We start from the raw sequence: 18,922 nt of genomic DNA, 5'->3' as shown, positions 1-18,922 counted from the left end.
TGATAGATGGGTTATATTTTCGCCCTCATTACGATTATTCTGTACGTTCTCTACGTCTCCATGCTGCTGCGCATGCTCTTTGACTGGGTACGCATGTTCGCTCCGGAGTGGCGCCCCAAGGGCATTGTGTTGCTCTTCGCCAGTGGCGTGTACGCGGTGACTGACTGGCCGATGAACCTGTTGCGTCGTCTGATTCCGCCGGTGCGTGTGGGTAACGTTGCGTTGGATACCGGTTTTCTGATTCTGATTGTTCTGCTGTCTTTCCTGTTGAACATCATGACGACGATTACCGCGAAGCTGTCCTGATGTAGCCCCTCCATCGGAGAGATACGAGAACTAGGCATGAGAGCCCCGCTTGCGCTTGGCATCCTGACATGGGATGACGTGCTGGCGGGGTTTTCTGCGTCTGGGTTCTGCGCCGGGGGTCCGCTTGGGGAGCGTCAAGATGTCTCTGCAAAAACCTTCTTGAAATGCACCGCAGGGCAGAAAACATAAGGGGGATAGCAGGGACTAGGGCGGATACGTCACGTGGTGAATCCCACCCTTGCGCAGAGCGAATATTTTACGATTCAACCGACGTATAACCGGGCACAGAAACCAAAGAATAGTAGAATTGGTGCCAACGACTGCATCGCGGCATAACCATGCCCTGAATCATCGGGACCCTAAAATATTGGGGCCACGCCCTATCTGGCTGGTGAATCCGCGGCACTCAACATCACCACCAAACCCCGTAGGGATACCCAGAGGAGAAGCCCATGGCAATCACCCCCGAAGACCTGATCACTAAGAGCTTCAAGATCGTCACCGAAGAGTCCGGTTACGACCGCAACGAGGTCGACGACTTCCTGGACGAGCTCGTTGTCGAACTGCGCGCACTGTACTCCGAGCGTGACGCTCTGGAGCGTCAGGTCGAGCAGCTCTCCGCAAACGCTCCCGATTCCCCCGCAGCGGCTGTGGCACCCGCACAGTCCTCGGCTGCATCGGCTGCACCTCAGGATGCGGCGGCACTGCTCGCTATGGCTCAGAAGGTTCACGACGACTACGTGGCACAGGGCGAGAAGGCTAAGGCTGAACTGCTCGAAGAGGCAGAGAGGAAGGCAGACGCTATGGTGAGCGAAGCTCAGCAGCAGCGCGAAGAGGTTCTCTCCCGCCTCACCGACGAGAAGGAAGAGCTGGAGATCGCTGTTGAGGCTCTGCGCGGCTTCGAGAGCCGCTACCGCTCCAAGCTGCTGCAGCACCTGGACGCACAGGTTCAGGAGCTGAAGAACCTCAAGTCCATCGAGGCTTCCGCATAAATCAGCGTGCCTAAATAAGCTAACGACGCTTTGAAGCGTATGCCGCCCGGATTCTTTCTCTTCCACCGCTATTCACCGGGGAAGATCGAAAGAACCGGGCGGTATTCTCATGCCCGCCCGGCACGGCCTAAAAACCCAGCGTGCAAAGCGGGGGAGAGCACCCGCCACATCACCCCCGAATACTCGATGCACTACCCCTATTTGCTAAGCTAGAGGGGCACTATCGAACGCGAGCGCGCCCTGCCTCCGTACCATGGGGCCTCCGCGCCGTAGGCGCAACAACCGGCACAGACCGCAGCAACCGGCACAGACTAGAGGAGAGCTATGACCAACACCCCCAAGACTGCTGAATCCTCAGTCGCACAGGTAGCCGATAACGCCGCCGAAGAAGCTACTGGTCGCCGCGTGCGCATCCTCTCGGCTCGCTCTGCGGGCATCCTCGCGCTCGCGCTCGCCGCCGTCGTGTTCGCTATCGACCAGGGCACCAAATACCTGGTCGTCACCCAGATGCAGTTGGGGGAGCGCATCACCGTTATTGACGGGCTACTGTGGTGGTACTCGATTCGTAACTCCGGTGCCGCGTTCAGCATGGGCGAGAACGTCACCTGGATTTTCACGCTCGTCATGGTTGCCGCCGCAGCCGTGGTGCTGTACCTGCTGCGCCGCACCCGTGCCCTGTCCTGGACCCTCGCGCTGGGCGGTCTGCTCGGCGGTATCTGCGGCAACCTTTTTGACCGTCTCTTCCGTGAGCCCGGCTTCGGTTCCGGTCACGTGGTTGATTTTATTTCCGTGCCGAACTTCGCGATTTTCAATATTGCAGACTCCGCAATCTGCGTGTGCATGGCGTTCATCGTTCTGCTGAACTTCAAGGGCCTGAACCTCAACGGAACCCGTGTGCAGGCTGACGACAAGAATGCGGCAGGGAAGAGCGCCAAGTAGCTCCCCGTTCCGGCATACGCGCCGACGGTTACGTTGCCGACACACGTGCCTACTAAGACGTTCTCACACAGACGACCCCTCACACAGACAACCAAAGCAAACACCACCCGAAGGAGAGCCGCATGAGCGAAACCACCAACGCCGCCGAAGATACGGCACGCATCCGCGCCGAATTCACCGTTGAAGGCGCGCTCGCCGGCGCCCTCGACGCGCCCCGAACCCGCACCTCCGGGTGGATTCGTGACGGCCACGTGACCGTGACCAACAACGGCAAGGCCGTGAAGATTGGCAAGTCCTACAAGCTTTCCGCGGGCGACGAGGTCGTCGTGGATGCACCCGCGCCGCGCGATCTGGCGGACATCCGCCCCGAAAAGGTGGACGGCTTCCGCATCGTGCACCTGGACGACGACATTGTCGTGGTGGATAAGCCCGCAGGCGTGGCGGCACACCCCTCGCCGGGCTGGCACGGTCCCACCGTCATCTCTGCGCTCATGGGCGAGGGTATTTCGGTTGCCACCTCCGGCGCGGCAGAACGCCAGGGCATTGTGCACCGCCTGGATGTGGGCACCAGCGGCCTGATGGTCGTAGCCCGCAGCGAACGTGCCTACACCGAACTCAAGCGCGCCTTCAAGGAACGCACCGTGGACAAGGTCTACCACACCCTCGTGCAGGGTCTGCCCGACCCGCTGCGCGGCACCATTGATGCGCCCATTGGCCGCCACCCCGGCAATGAGTGGAAGTTCGCCGTGGTCGAGGACGGTCGTAACTCCATCACCCACTACGATGTGCTCGAAGCCTTCGGCCCCGCATCCCTGGTGGAAGTGCACCTGGAAACCGGACGCACCCACCAGATTCGTGTGCACTTTTCCGCGCTGCGCCACCCCTGCTGCGGTGACCTGACCTACGGCGCCGACCCGCGCTTTAGCGCCGAACTGGGTCTGACCCGCCAGTGGCTGCACGCGCACCGCCTGGGCTTCGACCACCCCGGTACCGGAGAGCGCGTGACCTTCACCAGCGAGTACCCGCTCGACCTGTCCTACGCGCTGACCGCTCTGCGTGACGGCAACGTCAAACTCGGCTAGGCAGAGCCTCCCGCGCCCCGCCGCACACAGCTTCACATTCACCGCCCATCCTCCAGCCCACACCTCCAGGAGATATCCGTGGCAACCAAAGAATTTACGCACCTGCACGTGCACACCGAGTACTCCATGCTCGACGGTGCCGCGCGCCTGGGTGACCTGTTCACCCACGCTAAAGAACTCGGCATGAAGTCCATGGCGACCAGTGACCACGGCTTCCTCTTTGGTGCCTTCGACTTCTGGCGTCAGGCTAAAGCGCACGACATCAAGCCCATTATCGGTGTGGAGGCGTACCTGACCCCCGGCACGCACCGCACCGACCGTTCGCGTGTGCGTTGGGGCGACGGCTCCCGCGACGACGTCTCCGGTGGTGGCGCGTACACCCACATGACCATGTGGGCTGAAACCACCGAAGGCATGCACAACCTGTTCCGTGCCTCCTCGATTGCGTCGCTGGAAGGTCAGCTGTACAAGCCGCGTATGGACCGTGAGGTGCTGCAGACCTACTCGAAGGGCCTGATTGCGACCACCGGCTGCCCCTCCGGTGAGGTGCAGACCCGCCTGCGCCTGGGACAGTTCGACGAGGCGGTCCAGGCTGCGAGCGAATTCCGCGATATTTTCGGCAAGGACAATTTCTACTGCGAAGTCATGGACCACGGCCTGGACATTGAACGCAACGTTCAGGAGGACCTGCACCGCCTCGCCAAGAAGCTGAACCTGCCATTCGTCGCCACCAATGACCTGCACTATACCCGCCAGGAAGACCACACCGCCCACGCGGCGCTGTTGTGCGTGCAGTCCGGCTCGACCCTCACCGACCCCAAGCGCTTCAAATTCGATGCGGATAACTTCTACCTGCGCTCGGCAGAAGAAATGTACGCCCTCTTCGGCGACATTCCCGGCGCGTGCGAGAACACCCTCGAAATCGCTGAACGCTGCAACGTGGAGTTCAACACCAAGGCAAACTACATGCCGAACTTCCCCGTGCCCGAGGGCGAAAACGAGGAATCCTGGTTCGTGAAGGAGGTCGAGAAGGGCCTGCACTACCGCTTCCCGGACGGAGTGCCCGACAAGGTGCGCAAGCAGGCTGAATACGAGGTGGGGGTCATTACCTCCATGGGCTTCCCCGGCTACTTCCTCGTGGTCGCCGACTTCATCAACTGGGCTAAGCGCAACGGTATTCGCGTGGGTCCCGGCCGTGGCTCCGGTGCAGGCTCCATGGTCGCGTACGCGATGCGTATTACCGACCTGAACCCGCTCGACCACGACCTGATTTTCGAGCGATTCCTCAACCCCGACCGCGTCTCCATGCCCGACTTCGATGTGGACTTTGACGATCGTCGCCGCGGCGAAGTCATCGACTACGTGACCGAAAAATACGGTGAAGAGAAGGTTGCACAGATCGTTACCTTCGGCACCATTAAGGCGAAGCAGGCGCTCAAGGACGCCTCCCGCGTGATGGACCAGCCGTACTCGGTCGGCGAGCGCCTCACCAAGGCGATGCCGCCGGACGTCATGGGTAAGAACATCGCCCTGGCGAACGTGTACAACGAAGAGGATAAGCGTTACGCCGAGGCGGCAGATTTGCGTGCCCTCATCGAGGACCCGGTCGATAAGATCTACGGCCAGGTGTTCGAAACCGCGAAGGGCCTGGAGGGCCTGAAGCGTCAGTGGGGCGTGCACGCTGCGGGCGTGATTATGTCCAGCAAGGACCTCGTGGACGTGATCCCCGTGATGCGCCGCGAAGCCGACGGCCAGGTTATCACCCAGTTCGATTACCCCACCTGTGAGGGCCTGGGCCTGATCAAGATGGACTTCTTGGGTCTGCGTAACCTCACCATCATCTCTGATGCGGTGGAGAACATTAAGGCTAACCGAGGCATTGACCTGGACCTTGAATCCCTCTCGCTGGATGACCCGGAATCGTACCGTCTGCTGGCGCGCGGCGACACCCTCGGCGTGTTCCAGCTCGACGGCGGCCCGATGCGCTCGCTGCTCAAGCTCATGGAGCCCGAGGAGTTCGAGCACATTTCGGCAGTGTTGGCGCTGTACCGTCCGGGCCCGATGGGCGCGAACTCGCACACCAACTACGCTCTGCGTAAGAACGGTAAGCAGGAGATCGAGCCGATTCACCCCGAGCTGGAAGAGCCGCTGAAGGACATTCTGGACACCACCTACGGCCTGATTGTGTATCAGGAACAGGTTATGGCGATTGCTCAGAAGGTCGCGAACTACACTCTGGGTGAGGCAGACTTGCTGCGCCGTGCGATGGGTAAGAAGAAGAAGGCGGAGCTGGATAAGCAGTACGCTACCTTCCACGACGGCATGATTTCTAACGGCTACTCTGAGGGCGCTATTAAGGCGCTCTGGGATATTCTGCTGCCGTTCTCTGACTACGCGTTCAACAAGGCGCACACGGCGGCGTACGGTCTGGTGTCGTACTGGACGGCGTACCTGAAGGCGCATTACCCGCAGGAGTACATGGCTGCGCTGCTGACCAGCGTGGGCGATAACAAGGACAAGCTCGCGCTGTACCTGAACGAGTGCCGCGCCATGGGCATTACCGTGCTCGCGCCGGACGTGAACGAATCCACCCTGACCTTCGCCCCCGTGGGTGAGGACATCCGCTTCGGTATGGGCGCGATCCGTAACGTGGGCGCGAACGTGGTCGAAGGCATGATTGCCGCCCGCGAGGAGAAGGGCCGTTACGAGTCCTTCAACGACTTCCTGAAGAAGGTGCCGCTGCAGGTGTGTAATAAGCGCACCATCGAGTCGCTCATTAAGGCGGGCGCTTTCGACGACCTGGGCCACACCCGCCGTTCGCTGTCCCTCATTCACGAGGCGGCAGTGGACGCAGCCGTGGCGGTCAAGCGTAAGGAAGCGGCGGGTCAGTTCGACCTCTTTGGCTCCCTCGGCATGGATGACGCCCTGGGTGATGAGCTGACCGTGACCATTCCGGAGGTTCCGGATTGGGAGCGCCGCGAGAAGCTGAACTTTGAGCGTGACATGCTGGGCCTGTACGTTTCGGACCACCCGCTGCGTGGCCTGGAACGTGCGCTCTCGGATGCCGCAAGCCATTCGGTGCACGACATTATTGGTGAAGACTCGCACGTGCGCGACGGCGAAACCGTCACCGTTGCGGGCATGCTCACCGGCGTTTCGCGCCGTATCGCCAAGTCCAGCGGTAACCAGTACGCCTCCGTGGAGCTGGAAGACCCCTCGGGCGCAACCATTACGGTCATGTTCTTCTCCCGCGCCTACGAGACGATGGGCGCCGCCCTGGCGGACGACCTCATCTGCTCGATTCGTGGCCGCGTGCAGCGCCGTGACGACGGCAGCGTGAACATGAGCGCGCAGGAAATGCAGATCCTGGAAATCAGCGATGACGGCCGCGCCGCACCCATCACCATCGTGGTACCCGAGTACCTGGTGACCGAGGCGAACCTGAAGGAGCTGAAGGAGACCCTGCGCGACCACAAGGGAACCGCGGATGTGCGCATGCTCATCCGCACCCGCGATAAGGAGCAACTGGTGTTGCTGGATGCGAGCGTGCGCGTGGAACCGAACCCGAGCCTCTTCGGTGAAATCAAGACGATTTTCGGTCCGAGCTGCATTCGACGCTAACAACGCACGCTAACAATGCACCCCCATGAGGGGAATGGCAGGGTGGATTCTGCATAGCAGAGTCCACCCTGAGCGTATATTCACTCACAACATACGGTGTACCCGCTGTATATCACGGTAGAATAGGTATAAATATTCTTGAGCGCTGTATACGCGGGCGCCCCTAACGCCCAGCCAAGGAGAAACGAATGTACTGCCCCTATTGCAAGCACACCGACTCGCGCGTGGTGGATTCCCGCACCACCGATGACGGCGCCGCAATTCGCCGCCGCCGCCAGTGCACCTCCTGCGCTCGCCGCTTCACGACCGTTGAAACCACCACCATTTCGGTGATTAAGCGTTCGGGCGTGACCGAGCCCTTCGACCGTTCGAAGATTGCCGCCGGCGTGCGTAAGGCATGCCAGGGTCGCCCCGTGGGTGAGGACGATTTGGCGAAGCTCGCCCAGGAGGTTGAGGAGCTGATTCGTGCCCGCGGTCTGGCGGAGATTAACGCGCACGAGGTGGGTCTGACCATCCTGGAGCCGCTGTCGAAGCTGGACGCGGTCGCCTACCTGCGTTTTGCGAGCGTGTACCAGGCCTTTGAGAACCTTGAAGACTTTGAGGAGGCGATTGCGCGTCTGCGTGAGGACCGCATCGCCCAGTAACTAGCTAGCACAGTAACTGACTAGCACAGCCACTAGCTAACCCAGTAGCTAATGAGCTCAGCCGCCGCTACATGAGCGGCGGCATACAGAAGGGACCGCCTTCCGAATGATTCGGAAGGCGGTCCCTTCGTACGTATGTGAAGCGCTATCCGAGGCGGATAGCAGGAAGCAAGCCCTTACGCTTCGCCGCGGCGCTGACGCGGCCGCGGGTCAAGCAGGTTCAGGAAAACCTTACGCTTCGCCGCGGCGCTGACGCTCCGGCAGCATGCCGCCAGCCCACAGTGCCGCACCCACAATACCCGCGTTGTTACGCAGGGCAGCCATGACCATGGGGGTACGAATCTGATCCTCAAAGTAGGGCATGAACTTCTCCGGGTTCTTGGAGATGCCGCCGCCAATGATGAACAGGTCGGGGGAGAAGAGCATCTGTACGTGCTCGAAGTAGCGGTACAGGCGCTTGCCGTACTTCTTCCAGGACAGCTCGTGCACCTCGCGGGCACGAGCGGAAGCCTGAGACTCGGCGTTGTGGCCGTCAATCTCCAGGTGGCCCAGCTCGGTGTTCGGGATCAGCACGCCGTTGTTGATGAGGGCGGAGCCGATGCCGGTGCCCAGGGTGATGACAGCAATCAGGCCGTCACGGTTACGGCCCTGACCGTAGGTTGCCTCAGCCAGACCGGCTGCGTCAGCGTCGTTGAGACCGTAGACGGTACGGCCGCCCAGCGCCTCGCTCATGACCTGCTCCAGGTCGGTGTTAATCCAGGAATCGTCCACGTTAGCTGCGGAGAAGACCATGCCGTTCTTCACCACTGCGGGGAAGTCGATGCCGACAGCGGACTCGGGGTCCGGTGCCAGGTCGCGACCCTGCAGCTCGTCGACTACGCGGCGTACAACCTCAGCCACAGCGGCGGGGGTTGCGGGCTTGGGGGTGTCAATGCGGAAACGGTCCGAAACGAGGTTACCGGTGCGCAGGTCGACGATGCCGCCCTTAATGCCGGTGCCTCCAATGTCCACACCAATCTGCAGGTCCTTGGGGGTGGGTTCGGGCAGGTCGTTGATGAGGCCGGGCTCAGCGTAGTTAGCCATGATTTCCTTTCTTTCCTTCGCCTGAGCGGAGGAACATATCTGCGCTATCGAGTGATAATGAATAGATGGTCCGGCAGGTTAGCCGTAAAACTTAGATGCCTAAGACAACAACTTAGGGCAGGGTGAGGATGTCCGCGCCGTCAGCGGTCACCACGAGGGTGTGCTCGAACTGCGCGGTGCGCTTGCGGTCGCGGGTGACCACGGTCCAGTCGTCGTCCCACAGGTCCCATTCGATGGTGCCGAGGGTCAGCATGGGCTCGATGGTGAAAATCATGCCCTCACGAATCTCGGTGTCGTAGGCGGGTGCCGCATCGTAGTGGGGGATGATGAGGCCCGAGTGGAACTCACGACCCACACCGTGACCGGTGTAGTCGCGAACCACGCCGTAACCGAAACGTGCCGCATACTTCTCAATGACGCGACCAATCACGTTGATCTGGCGGCCCGGCTTCACAGCCTTAATCGCACGGTTCAGGGACTCTTCGGTGCGTTCAACCAGCAGGCGGGACTCTTCGTCCACGTTGCCGATGAGCAGGGTCTTGTTGGTGTCGCCGTGCATGCCGTCCAGGTATGCGGTGACGTCCAGGTTGAGGATGTCGCCGTCCTCCAGCACGGTGGAGTCCGGGATGCCGTGGCAGATGACCTCGTTTAGGGAGGTGCACACGGACTTGGGGTAGCCGCGGTAATCCACGGTGGAGGGGTACGCGCCGTGGTCGCAAATGTATTCGTGGACCAGCACGTCAATCTCGTCGGTGGTGGTGCCGGGCACGCAAATCTTGGATGCTTCAACGATGGCGCCTGCCGCGATCTTGCCGGCTGCGCGAACCCGCTCAACTTCCTCGGGGGTGTACATGTTCGAGTCGTTACCCTCGTTGGCGGTGGGCTTACCCACGTACTCGGGGCGAACAATGTGCGAGGGGACCGGGCGCATGGGGCTGACGCGTCCGGGGGTCAGACAACCGACGGGTGCACGACCGGGCTCTGCGGGAAGATTATGCGAAGTATTCGTTTTGGTTGAAGACATAGTTTCATCTTACCGGGCGGGGGCGGTTTGTGTCCCTAGCGCAGGCGCTAAAAAGCGGCGGATACACAAGCCGTACCTTTTTCCCAGATTGTGAATAAAATTCCATACACCCTAGCGGCAAAACCGCGCGGCGGGGAGCGGAGGAGAAGACAGGGGAAAAGGGGAGGAACACCGCGAGAAGCTTCGCCCGCCTCATTGCCACGAACCTGGGCGCGTGAGATGCTAGACATACTGACTCAATACCGTCGAAGGAGAACCCATGAGTGAGAAGAAAAGCCACCTGAGCGAAGCCATCGAATCGGCGGTCGAAAAGACCCTGAACTCCGCGACCGAAGCCACCAGCCCGCACCCCGAAGAGTACTGGTACAACCTCAAAACCGGTCAGGTTGAACGCGGCCAGCAGAGCGCCGTCACCTCCCTGTGGGGCCCCTTCAAAACCTACGAGGAGGCGGCACACGCCATGCACCGCGCCCGCGAACGCAACGACGCCTGGGAAAAGGACGGCGGCTGGCTCTAAAGAACGAGCACCCTCAGCCTTGCCCAACGCCCTCAGCAACGCTCAAGGCGCACGCCGCCTAACAGACATACAGTCTGAGACGAAAGACCCCCGCACTCGGAGCACCGGATACGGGGGTCTTTCTTCTCAAGCTTTCTTCATAAGCCTTTTCTCAGGCTAAAGCCTACTCAAAAGTGTGCTCAGCCGCCGGGAACTCACCCGAACGAACCTGCTCACGATAAGCACGCGCAGCATCCTCCATGACCTGGCCGACCTGCGCAAACTGCTTCACAAAACGCGGCACGCGACCGGAACGAACACCCATCATGTCCTGCCACACCAGCACCTGACCGGTCGTCACATTCGATGCACCAATACCAATAGTCGGCACAGCGCCCACAGCCTCATCCACCAGCTGCGCAGTCTGAGCGGTCACCATCTCCATGAGCACGCAGAAAGCGCCAGCCTCAGCCAGCGCTACCGCATCCTCACGAACACGCTCAGACGCATCACCGCGGCCCTGCACACGGAAACCGCCCAGGGCATGCTCCGACTGCGGGGTGAAACCAACATGCGCCACCACCGGAATACCGGTACGCACCAGGGCACGAACCCACTCAGCCATCGAGGCATCCGCCTCAATTTTGACCGCGTGCGCGCCGCCCTCCTTCATCAGGCGAACAGCGCTCGCCACCGCCTGCTGTGGGGATTGTTCATAGGAACCAAACGGCAGATCAGCGACCACCATGGCGCGGGATGCACCGCGGGAAACCGCCGCAACCAGAGGAATCATCTCATCCAGGGTAATGGTCAGGGTGGACTCGTAGCCGAGCACCACATTCGCCGCTGAATCACCCACCAGCAGCATGTCGACGCCGGCGCGATCAAAAATCTGCGCCGTCAGAGCGTCATAACAGGTCAGCATGGAGAACTTCTGACCGGTCGCCTTAGCCTGAGCCAGGTGAACGGTACGCACCTTCTTGACGGTGTCCAGGTCAAAAGGCTTCGATGCAGAAGCAGTCGCGGGAGCAGCCGCGGAGGTAGCGGCAGGCTGTGCCGCGTAGGGCGAAGAGATCTCGGAAGAACGCTCAGTAGTCATGCTGACTATTCTAACCCTGCACGGCTCCAACCTGGCGTACCGCTCGCCCCGAACCTAGTTCCAGATGAGGTTAATGTAGTAGGTCGGGAACGACGCAGCGGCGTTCTTATTCATCAGCTCCGGAACAGCGGAAGAAGCATCACTAAACTCACGCGGCAAATCGCGCTGAATGAGCGCCTGCTGCACCAGAGCATCCCAGTACAGCTGCATGATCGAATAGGTGCAGACTTCCTTCACGACGTCCTCCGCGTAGGACTCCCACGCCGGGAGCGCCGCATCGTTATCGAAGAAGCCCTCATAGCCCTGGGACAGGCCCGTATCGCAGGCATTCACCGCGTTCTTCGCGTACTGCAGCCAGTAGCTGCGGCTCAACTCATCGGTGGTGTTGAATGTAAACGCCTCATAGTCTGCCTTCAGCAGGGCGTAAGACGCCTGAATAGAACCGGCAAGCGGGGCGTGCGAAGAGAAGACAATAACGTCCAGAAGAGCAGCAATGTACTCCATCTGCACCTTCTCGTACGCAATGCCGGAAGGCTGAACCGGACCAGAATGCATCTGCACCAGCGCCTCCACCGCGTTGATGAAACGCTCAACGTCGGCGGTCGCCTTCACCATCAGATTCAGCAGACGCTGAACACACTGATAATCCTCAGAGATCTGCGAGAACACTCCAAAGGACAGGATGCCACGCTCAGAAGCGGCCGCCGCCAGAATCTGGCTCGTCAACCGCTGGCTCTCCGCCTCCGCCTTCGCCACGCTCAGCAGTAGGGCACCGCAATACGCCAGGGCGCGGCCATCCACCAGCTGAGGCTGCTGCCGATGCAACGGCAGAAGACGCTCATGAATCTGACGGAAAATCGCGCTCTGCGCCAGAGCCTTCTTGCCCAGCTCCTCAGTCTTCAACAGCACGGTATCCGCCGAGAAATCACGGGGCACGAAACGGCGCGCATTCGGCGCAGTAAATGGTGAATAGGGGCGACCCATCAGCGGCTGCAACAGCGACATCGTGGTAAACAGCGAAAAACGAGCCGACACCGGGTACAGCGAATCAGGGTAGTTCGGCGCATCCACCGCGTTCACACGCTCGGTGCACAGCGTCAGCCACGTCTGCTCCACCGCCCGATCAGATCTAACGCCAAGACCCATACCCAGGATGCCCTCGCCGAACGCCTCCGACGGAAGCTTGCCGGGGTTCATGGCACGCGCCTGCATGAGCGCCACAGCCAGCTCCACCGTATAGTTCGTGCGGCGCTTCTTGCCCGCCTCGTCAAGGTGCTGGAACGGACGCACGCCCGCAATCTTCTGACCGCGCGCCAGCGTATGCAGCTCCTTGCTCATCGCGAACTGCTGCGGGTTACGCTGCATCATCTTCGACACCTCGTAGGCGCTCTTACGGTTCAGCTTCTCACGGCGCTGAGCACCCTCAGCCGACAGCGCATCATACTTGCCGCGGCTTGCGTGAACATACCAGGAACGAATTACCTGAAGCGGCAAGAAGAAGAAAGTGTACTTCCACGACCAACTAAAAATAATGATCGGAATAGCTGCGCTTGACCCCAAACGGCCCGTGTAACCGGTCCAAATGAACTCCACAAACGCACCAACCAGCGCCCACAACGCCAGGGTACGAACCCTAAACGCCACACGGGAGGGACGGTCCAGCAGGTAGGTCGCACCACCGGTCTTGTTATTCTTCATGACTGTCGGGCCAAAGACTGCAACCGCAAAAAGACAGACCAGATACAACACCAAGAAAACAATGGGGGCGGCAATAAGTAGCAGCCACTCAAGCCCGGTGGGGTCAGCAGCAACCAGCGTGCTTGCCGCTAGAGGAATCTGTGCGGGCGCCACCTGTGCGGGCAGCGCCTGCGAAGCTGATGAGAGAAGAACGGAATGTAGCATACCCCCATTATCGCAAGGCGACCCCGACCACGCCCCGCGAACCGTCATCTGCCAGGTATCTGAACAAAGCCTAGACCCGCACCGCAGAAAAGTGGGGGAGCGGCCCCGGTACCGCCCAGAATCTGAGCTACCGCGGCACACGAAAAGAGAATTTACACAAACGAAACCTCCCACCCACCCGCCACACAGCAGAACCCGATAGGCTAGATAACAACAGGACACACGCCGGGGCAAGGAGGCGCCAGCACCGCTGGTACACAACCCGCCGCAACCCCTTGGAACCCCAAGGGACATGCAGGACCTTCCGCAACAGGGTCTTCTTCACCTCGGCAGCAAATTTAGCGCGCCTCCGCCACCCACAGACGGGTACCACGCGGATGCACGCCCGCACCGAGAGGGCAACTCATGGACCGCCAACAGGAATTCGTACTGCGCACCATCGAAGAGCGCGACATCCGCTTCATCCGTCTCTGGTTCACCGATGTGGTCGGCACCCTCAAATCCGTGGCGCTCGCACCGGCTGAAGTAGAAAGCGCCTTCGATGAGGGCCTGGGCTTTGACGGCTCCTCGATTGAGGGTTTCTCCCGCATCTACGAATCCGACATGCTGCTGCAGCCGGACCCCTCCACCTTCCAGATCCTGCCCTGGCGCGGCGAGGAAGACTACACCTCCCGCATGTTCTGTGACGTGCTCACCCCCGACGGCGAGATCAGCGCCTCCGACACCCGCGGCGTGCTCAAGCGCGTGCTCAACAAGGCCGCCGAAATGGGTTTCACCTGCTACACCTCGCCCGAAATTGAGTTCTACCTGCTCGAATCCTCCAAGCTCGGCGCGGACGGATTCCCCGTGCCCGTGGACCACGAATCCTACTTCGACCACACCCCCGGCGGCATCGTGCAGGACTTCCGCCGCAAGGCAGTGACCATGCTCGAAGAGGTCGGTATCTCCGTCGAATTCAGCCATCACGAAACCGGCCCCGGCCAGAACGAAATCGACCTGCGCCACGCCGACGCCCTGCAGACCGCCGACAACGTCATGACCTTCCGCACCGTCATCAAGGAAGTCGCTTACTCGCTCGGCATGTACGCAACCTTCATGCCCAAGCCCTTCACCAAGTACGCCGGCAGCGGCATGCACACCCACTTCTCCCTCTTCGAAGGCGACACCAACGCATTCTTCGAAGCCGGCGCCGAATACCAGCTGTCCAAGACCGCACGCCACTTCATCGCCGGTGTGCTCAAGCACGCCCCCGAATTCACCTCGGTCACCAACCAGTTCATCAACTCCTACAAGCGCCTCTGGGGCGGCGGCGAGGCGCCCTCCTACGTCTCCTGGGGCCACAACAACCGCTCCGCCCTCGTGCGTGTGCCTCTGTACAAGCCGAACAAGATGCAGTCCGCCCGCATCGAGTACCGCGGCCTGGACTCAGCATCGAACCCGTACCTCGCCTACGCGGTGATTCTCGCCGCCGGTCTGAAGGGTATCGAAAACGAGTACCCGCTCATGCCCGCCGTGACCGAAGACCTCGCCGCCATGACCAACGCCGAACGCCGCGCCATGGGCTACAACCCGCTGCCCGCGTCCCTGCGTGAAGCCATCAATATCACCGAAGAATCCGAGTTCATGGCGGAGGTTCTGGGCGAGCAGGTCTTCGAGCAGTTCCTGCGCAATAAGCGCGCCGACTGGGACCAGTACCAGGCTCAGGTGACCCCGTACGAGCTCAAGCACAACCTCGGAATCCTCTAACGGCTGGATTTTCTCACCTCCTCATAGGATGAGTGAGCGCTGACAGCCTCAGGGCGGTACCCGCTACCGGTAACACGCCGGCGGGTACCGCCCACAGGTCTATCAAATGCACCTATCGGCTGCACCGTTCACCGCCGATTTTTAGCCGCCGATTTTTGCTGGCGAAATTTATACTTTCCACCCCGGATCTACTCTCCACCCACAGTTCTCTAACCCCAGTTCTCTACCCACGGTTCTCACGCTATGACTGACAGCTCCCACTACCCGGCCACCGGGCTCATCCGCATTATCGACCCCGCCAAAGAACCCAAACCGCTCACCGACATCGCCCCCGACGCACTCGACGACGAGCAACGCGCCGAAGCCGAACGCAAAGCCCAGCTACGCCTGCGCACCCGCATGATCGCCACCGGCTTCCACGACCCGTCCAAGGCAGAACGCTGGCTCAACGCACCCGAACTGAAGCACGTCTCGCAGGATGCGCTCTTTGCCGGGCTGCGCCTCGCACCCTCACCGGATATTGCCCTGCCCGCCCTCGTGCGCCTCATCGAGAAGCACCCGGCGGTCGCCGAACGCGCCAACCGCGGCGAAGAAGAATTCGGCATGTACCGCCTGCTCGGCGCATCCCAGGCGATTGGCGATTTTCTCTACCGCCGCCCCGAACACATTGACCCGCTCTTCGACACGCAGGTGTACCCGGCTGAGAGCGCGCTGATTCGCTCCCAGCACCCGGCGTCGATTCTGCCAGAAACCGATGGGGAATTCCTGACCCCCATCACACCGCTGGACACCCCCTACCGCCGCGACATCCTTACCGCCCTCGGTGCCGACCCCCACGCGGAGCGTCCGCGCGCTGCCGCCGAACAGACCGGCAAAGACGGGTACGTGACCCTGCGCGTCGCCTACCGCGCCGCCCTGGCGCGCATCGCCCTGCTCGACGTGTGCTGCGAAGACCCGGTCGAAATGATGCCGACCATTGGCCGGCACCTCGCCGATTTGGCTGCCGCCGCGCTGGAGGGTGCGCTCGCCATTGCCCGCACCGAAGTTGCGGAGGGGCTGGGCCCCGGCCTGGCGGCCCCTCGCCGCGGCGAGGCTGTAGACGCCCTGGACTTGGCGATTATCGGCATGGGTAAGTGCGGTGCCCGCGAGCTGAACTACATCTCTGACGTTGACGTGGTGTACGTGGTCGCGCCGGTCGAACCCGCGCCCAGCACCGGGGCAGAGGGGGAGACCACCCCGCTCAAGCTCACCGAGAACGAATGTTCCACCATCGGCACGGAACTCGTGCACGCCCTCACCCGCGCCATTATGGGCCCCGCACCCGAACCCGCTCTCTGGGAGGTTGACGCGAACCTGCGCCCCGAGGGTAAGGACGGCCCGCTCGTGCGCACCGTCGAATCCTACGTTCAGTACTACAAGCGCTGGGCAGAAAACTGGGAGTTCCAGGCTCTGCTCAAGGCTCGCCCCATCGCCGGTTCGGCGCAACTGGGTGCCCGCTACGCCCGCGCCATTGACCCCTTCGTGTGGGAGTCTGCCGCCCGCGAATCCTTCGTGGAATCCGTGCAAGCAATGCGCGCCCGCGTGACCGACAATATCCCTTCGCACCAGGTGGACCGTCAGATTAAGCTGGGCCCGGGCGGCCTGCGCGATATCGAGTTCACCGTGCAGCTGCTGCAGCTTGTGCACGGTCGAACCGACCCCGCCGTGCGCACCAAATCCACTGTAGACTCGCTGGCCGCGCTGACGGCGGTCAGCTACATTAGCCGCACCGACGCCGAGGCGTTCAGCCGCGACTACAAGAAGCTGCGCGTGCTGGAGCACCGCATCCAGCTGCAGCAGCTGCGCCGCACCCACCTGATGCCCGAGAAGGACGCCGAACAGCGCGCCCTCGCCCGCTCGATCCTGTCCCCGGAACGCAACGGCACGCTCTCCGCCGAGCAGATGCTCAAGGCGTGGCAGAAAATTAAACGGAACGTCCGTTCACTGCACGAGCGAATCTTCTTCCGCCCGCTACTTGCCGCCGTCTCCACGCTCAGCCGCGACGAAGTGGTCCTCAGCGAACAGGCCGCACAGGACCGCCTCGCCGCACTCGGCTACCGCGACCCGCGCGGCGCCATGCGCCACATCAAGGCACTCACCACGGGACTTTCCCGCAGTGCAGATATTCAGCGGCATCTCATGCCCGTGCTGCTGGGCTGGTTCGCCCGCGGCGTGGACGCAGACGCCGGCCTGCTCGGCTTCCGCATCGTCTCCGAATCGCTCGGCAGCACCAGCTGGTACCTGCGCATGCTCCGCGACTCGCCCGCAGCCGCCGAGCGCCTCAGTCAGCTACTCTCCAGCTCACGCCCCATGACCGACCTGCTGGAGGACGCCTCCGCTTCTATCGCCTGGCTGGACAAGGTCGCCGACCTCAAACCGCTGGGGGAGGAAGCGCTTGCCTCCGAGGTTTCTTCGCTGCTGGCACGCCACGATGACGCCGCCGAGGCGATGCGCGCCGTGCGCTACCTGCGCCGCCGCGAAACCCTGCGCACCGCCATGGGCTGGACTCTGGGTATCGTCGACATTGAAGACACCTGCGCCGGTCTTGCCGCCATTGACGAGTGCACGATCGGTGCGGCGCTGCAGATTGCCCTGCGTGAACTCCAAACGGCACCGGAAGGCGCCGAACCCGCCGAAGCTGAGGCGACAGCGGGGGAGAAGCTGCTCACCCGCATCGCCGTCATCGGCATGGGCCGCCTCGGCGGCGCCGAGAACGGCTTCGGCTCCGACGCGGACGTCATGTTCGTTCACGAACCCCTCGACGGGGCCGACGAAGACGCCGCACAGGAACAGGCGGCACGCATCGTCAACCGCACCCTGGCGCTCCTCAAACAGCCCGTCAAGCCCGCCATTCGCGCCGAACGGCCCCTCGAAGTGGACGCCGACCTGCGCCCCGAAGGCAAGCAGGGCGCTATCGTGCGCTCGCTGGACTCCTACCGCTCCTACTACGAACGCTGGGCGGAAACCTGGGAGTTCCAGGCGCTCACCCGCGCCCGCCCCATCGCGGGCGACGAGGCGCTCGGCGAGGCTTTCGTGGAGCTCATCGACCCGTACCGCTACCCGGCAACTTTCACGCCCGAACAGGTGCAGCAGATTCGCCGCATGAAAGCGCGCGTTGAAAACGAACGCATGCCGCACGGCGCCGACCGCACCCGCCAGCTCAAGCTCGGCCGCGGCGGACTCTCCGACGTGGAATGGCTGGTCCAGCTCGTACAGCTGCGCCACGCGCACGCCGTGCCCGGGCTGCGCACCACCTCCACCCTGAAGGCGCTGAACGCCGCGGTTGAGGCGGGGCTGGTCGAGGCCGCGGACGCTGAAATCCTCAGTGGCGCCTGGCTGCTCGCCACGAAGATCCGCGGCGGCAACGTACTGCGCGGCGTGCGCCAATCCGACACCCTACCCTCGGGACGCGCCGACTTGGAAGCAATCGCCCGCTGGTGCGGATACCCCGCCGGCAGCGCGCGCGCCCTCGAAGAGGACTACCTGCGCCAAACCCGCAACGCCCGCAAAGTCTACGAGCGACTCTTCTTCGAAGAACTCTAAAAATCACAGGCGCGGAATTCATGGGGGAGGGGCGGGGAACCAATTTTGGCTCCCCGCCTCTCTTTTTCGTTCTCTTTTGAAAAAATTTTGCGGACGTTCTGCAGACATCGTGGAGGACATCGTGTGCCCGCTGCTGCCCTCACGGGAACAGTAACCACCCCAAAACCCCAAAAATGTGACCGGCACCATGAAAATAAATTTTGCTCGCGCACCTCAAAAACGAGCCCAAATACCCCGTTCTGCCCCGGAAACATGCGGAACACAAGGCATTCTGCAAAGGATTTGGCAAACACTCAAAAACCCCGTATAGTATTTACCTGTCAGCACGACGGAGCGAAAAACTCCTCGTCATGATTCAAATTGAATACGCTGATATGCGGTTGTAGCTCAGTTGGTAGAGCACCAC

The 18,922-nt window shown here is 61.8% G+C and carries 13 protein-coding genes; 9 read left to right on the top strand and 4 right to left on the bottom strand.

Going from position 1 to position 18,922, the window contains the following annotated elements; translation table 11 throughout:
• Positions 1–6: 6 nt before the first annotated feature.
• From HMPREF2884_RS07795 to nrdR, 6 genes are all read left to right on the top strand, one after another.
• Entirely contained in the window at positions 7–306 is a 300-nt protein-coding gene (locus HMPREF2884_RS07795) for a YggT family protein (protein ID WP_070616575.1), read from the top strand.
• 452 nt (positions 307–758) lie between these two features.
• Positions 759–1,298 (top strand): DivIVA domain-containing protein, encoded by a 540-nt coding sequence (locus HMPREF2884_RS07790; RefSeq protein WP_049345219.1) that lies wholly within the window; start codon positions 759–761, stop codon positions 1,296–1,298.
• A 324-nt stretch (positions 1,299–1,622) separates the two neighbouring features.
• Positions 1,623–2,237, top strand: a complete 615-nt coding sequence (gene lspA / locus HMPREF2884_RS07785; protein ID WP_141753521.1) for a signal peptidase II — start codon at positions 1,623–1,625, stop codon at positions 2,235–2,237.
• 122 nt (positions 2,238–2,359) lie between these two features.
• Positions 2,360–3,319 (top strand): RluA family pseudouridine synthase, encoded by a 960-nt coding sequence (locus HMPREF2884_RS07780; RefSeq protein ID WP_070616573.1) that lies wholly within the window; start codon positions 2,360–2,362, stop codon positions 3,317–3,319.
• A gap of 78 nt (positions 3,320–3,397) precedes the next feature.
• Complete coding sequence (dnaE, locus tag HMPREF2884_RS07775; RefSeq protein ID WP_070616571.1) at positions 3,398–6,940, top strand: DNA polymerase III subunit alpha; 3,543 nt, start codon at positions 3,398–3,400, stop codon at positions 6,938–6,940.
• A gap of 188 nt (positions 6,941–7,128) precedes the next feature.
• The gene (gene nrdR, locus HMPREF2884_RS07770; RefSeq protein WP_005506525.1) at positions 7,129–7,584 is read left to right on the top strand and encodes a transcriptional regulator NrdR; all 456 of its coding nucleotides are present in this window, start codon (positions 7,129–7,131) and stop codon (positions 7,582–7,584) included.
• A 231-nt stretch (positions 7,585–7,815) separates the two neighbouring features.
• On the opposite strand, the gene ppgK is transcribed toward nrdR, so the two are convergent.
• Together ppgK and map are read right to left on the bottom strand one after the other, a co-directional pair.
• Positions 7,816–8,667 carry a polyphosphate--glucose phosphotransferase gene (gene ppgK / locus HMPREF2884_RS07765; RefSeq protein WP_070506710.1) on the bottom strand — a complete coding sequence of 284 codons (852 nt, stop codon included), beginning with the start codon at positions 8,665–8,667 and terminating at the stop codon, positions 7,816–7,818.
• Positions 8,668–8,779: 112 nt separating this feature from the next.
• Complete coding sequence (map, locus tag HMPREF2884_RS07760) at positions 8,780–9,691, bottom strand: type I methionyl aminopeptidase (RefSeq protein WP_049340708.1); 912 nt, start codon at positions 9,689–9,691, stop codon at positions 8,780–8,782.
• Between the two features lie 259 nt (positions 9,692–9,950).
• On the opposite strand from map, the gene HMPREF2884_RS07755 reads away from it, so the two are divergent.
• On the top strand, positions 9,951–10,208 hold the full coding sequence (locus HMPREF2884_RS07755) for a hypothetical protein (protein ID WP_083309684.1): 258 nt from the start codon (positions 9,951–9,953) through the stop codon (positions 10,206–10,208).
• 163 nt (positions 10,209–10,371) lie between these two features.
• Here the strand turns inward: HMPREF2884_RS07755 and panB are convergent, their stop codons facing one another.
• Together panB and HMPREF2884_RS07745 are read right to left on the bottom strand one after the other, a co-directional pair.
• Positions 10,372–11,286 carry a 3-methyl-2-oxobutanoate hydroxymethyltransferase gene (gene panB / locus HMPREF2884_RS07750; RefSeq protein ID WP_070616569.1) on the bottom strand — a complete coding sequence of 305 codons (915 nt, stop codon included), beginning with the start codon at positions 11,284–11,286 and terminating at the stop codon, positions 10,372–10,374.
• Between the two features lie 54 nt (positions 11,287–11,340).
• Entirely contained in the window at positions 11,341–13,188 is a 1,848-nt protein-coding gene (locus tag HMPREF2884_RS07745) for a geranylgeranyl pyrophosphate synthase (RefSeq protein WP_070616566.1), read from the bottom strand.
• A gap of 405 nt (positions 13,189–13,593) precedes the next feature.
• Here HMPREF2884_RS07745 and glnA point away from each other — a divergent pair, with 405 nt between their 5' ends.
• Together glnA and HMPREF2884_RS07735 are read left to right on the top strand one after the other, a co-directional pair.
• Positions 13,594–14,934, top strand: a complete 1,341-nt coding sequence (glnA, locus tag HMPREF2884_RS07740) for a type I glutamate--ammonia ligase (protein WP_049354867.1) — start codon at positions 13,594–13,596, stop codon at positions 14,932–14,934.
• A gap of 243 nt (positions 14,935–15,177) precedes the next feature.
• Entirely contained in the window at positions 15,178–18,516 is a 3,339-nt protein-coding gene (locus HMPREF2884_RS07735) for a bifunctional [glutamine synthetase] adenylyltransferase/[glutamine synthetase]-adenylyl-L-tyrosine phosphorylase (RefSeq protein ID WP_210398949.1), read from the top strand.
• Positions 18,517–18,922: the final 406 nt, after the last annotated feature.

The sequence above is a fragment of the Rothia sp. HMSC073B08 genome, assembly GCF_001812975.1.
Lineage (GTDB): Bacteria > Actinomycetota > Actinomycetes > Actinomycetales > Micrococcaceae > Rothia > Rothia mucilaginosa.
The sequence above is the reverse complement of the archived record's forward strand: the minus strand, read 5'-3'. Positions and strand labels throughout refer to the sequence as shown.

Excerpts from the sequence above, each read along its gene's own strand:
- ppgK (WP_070506710.1), bottom strand. The coding sequence starts at position 8,667 with ATGGCTAACTACGCTGAGCCCGGCCTCATCAACGACCTGCCCGAACCC.
- HMPREF2884_RS07735 (WP_210398949.1), top strand. The coding sequence starts at position 15,178 with ATGACTGACAGCTCCCACTACCCGGCCACCGGGCTCATCCGCATTATC.
- nrdR (WP_005506525.1), top strand. The coding sequence starts at position 7,129 with ATGTACTGCCCCTATTGCAAGCACACCGACTCGCGCGTGGTGGATTCC.
- panB (WP_070616569.1), bottom strand. The coding sequence starts at position 11,286 with ATGACTACTGAGCGTTCTTCCGAGATCTCTTCGCCCTACGCGGCACAG.
- glnA (WP_049354867.1), top strand. The coding sequence starts at position 13,594 with ATGGACCGCCAACAGGAATTCGTACTGCGCACCATCGAAGAGCGCGAC.
- HMPREF2884_RS07745 (WP_070616566.1), bottom strand. The coding sequence starts at position 13,188 with ATGCTACATTCCGTTCTTCTCTCATCAGCTTCGCAGGCGCTGCCCGCA.
- HMPREF2884_RS07755 (WP_083309684.1), top strand. The coding sequence starts at position 9,951 with ATGAGTGAGAAGAAAAGCCACCTGAGCGAAGCCATCGAATCGGCGGTC.
- map (WP_049340708.1), bottom strand. The coding sequence starts at position 9,691 with ATGTCTTCAACCAAAACGAATACTTCGCATAATCTTCCCGCAGAGCCC.
- HMPREF2884_RS07790 (WP_049345219.1), top strand. The coding sequence starts at position 759 with ATGGCAATCACCCCCGAAGACCTGATCACTAAGAGCTTCAAGATCGTC.
- HMPREF2884_RS07780 (WP_070616573.1), top strand. The coding sequence starts at position 2,360 with ATGAGCGAAACCACCAACGCCGCCGAAGATACGGCACGCATCCGCGCC.
- lspA (WP_141753521.1), top strand. The coding sequence starts at position 1,623 with ATGACCAACACCCCCAAGACTGCTGAATCCTCAGTCGCACAGGTAGCC.
- HMPREF2884_RS07795 (WP_070616575.1), top strand. The coding sequence starts at position 7 with ATGGGTTATATTTTCGCCCTCATTACGATTATTCTGTACGTTCTCTAC.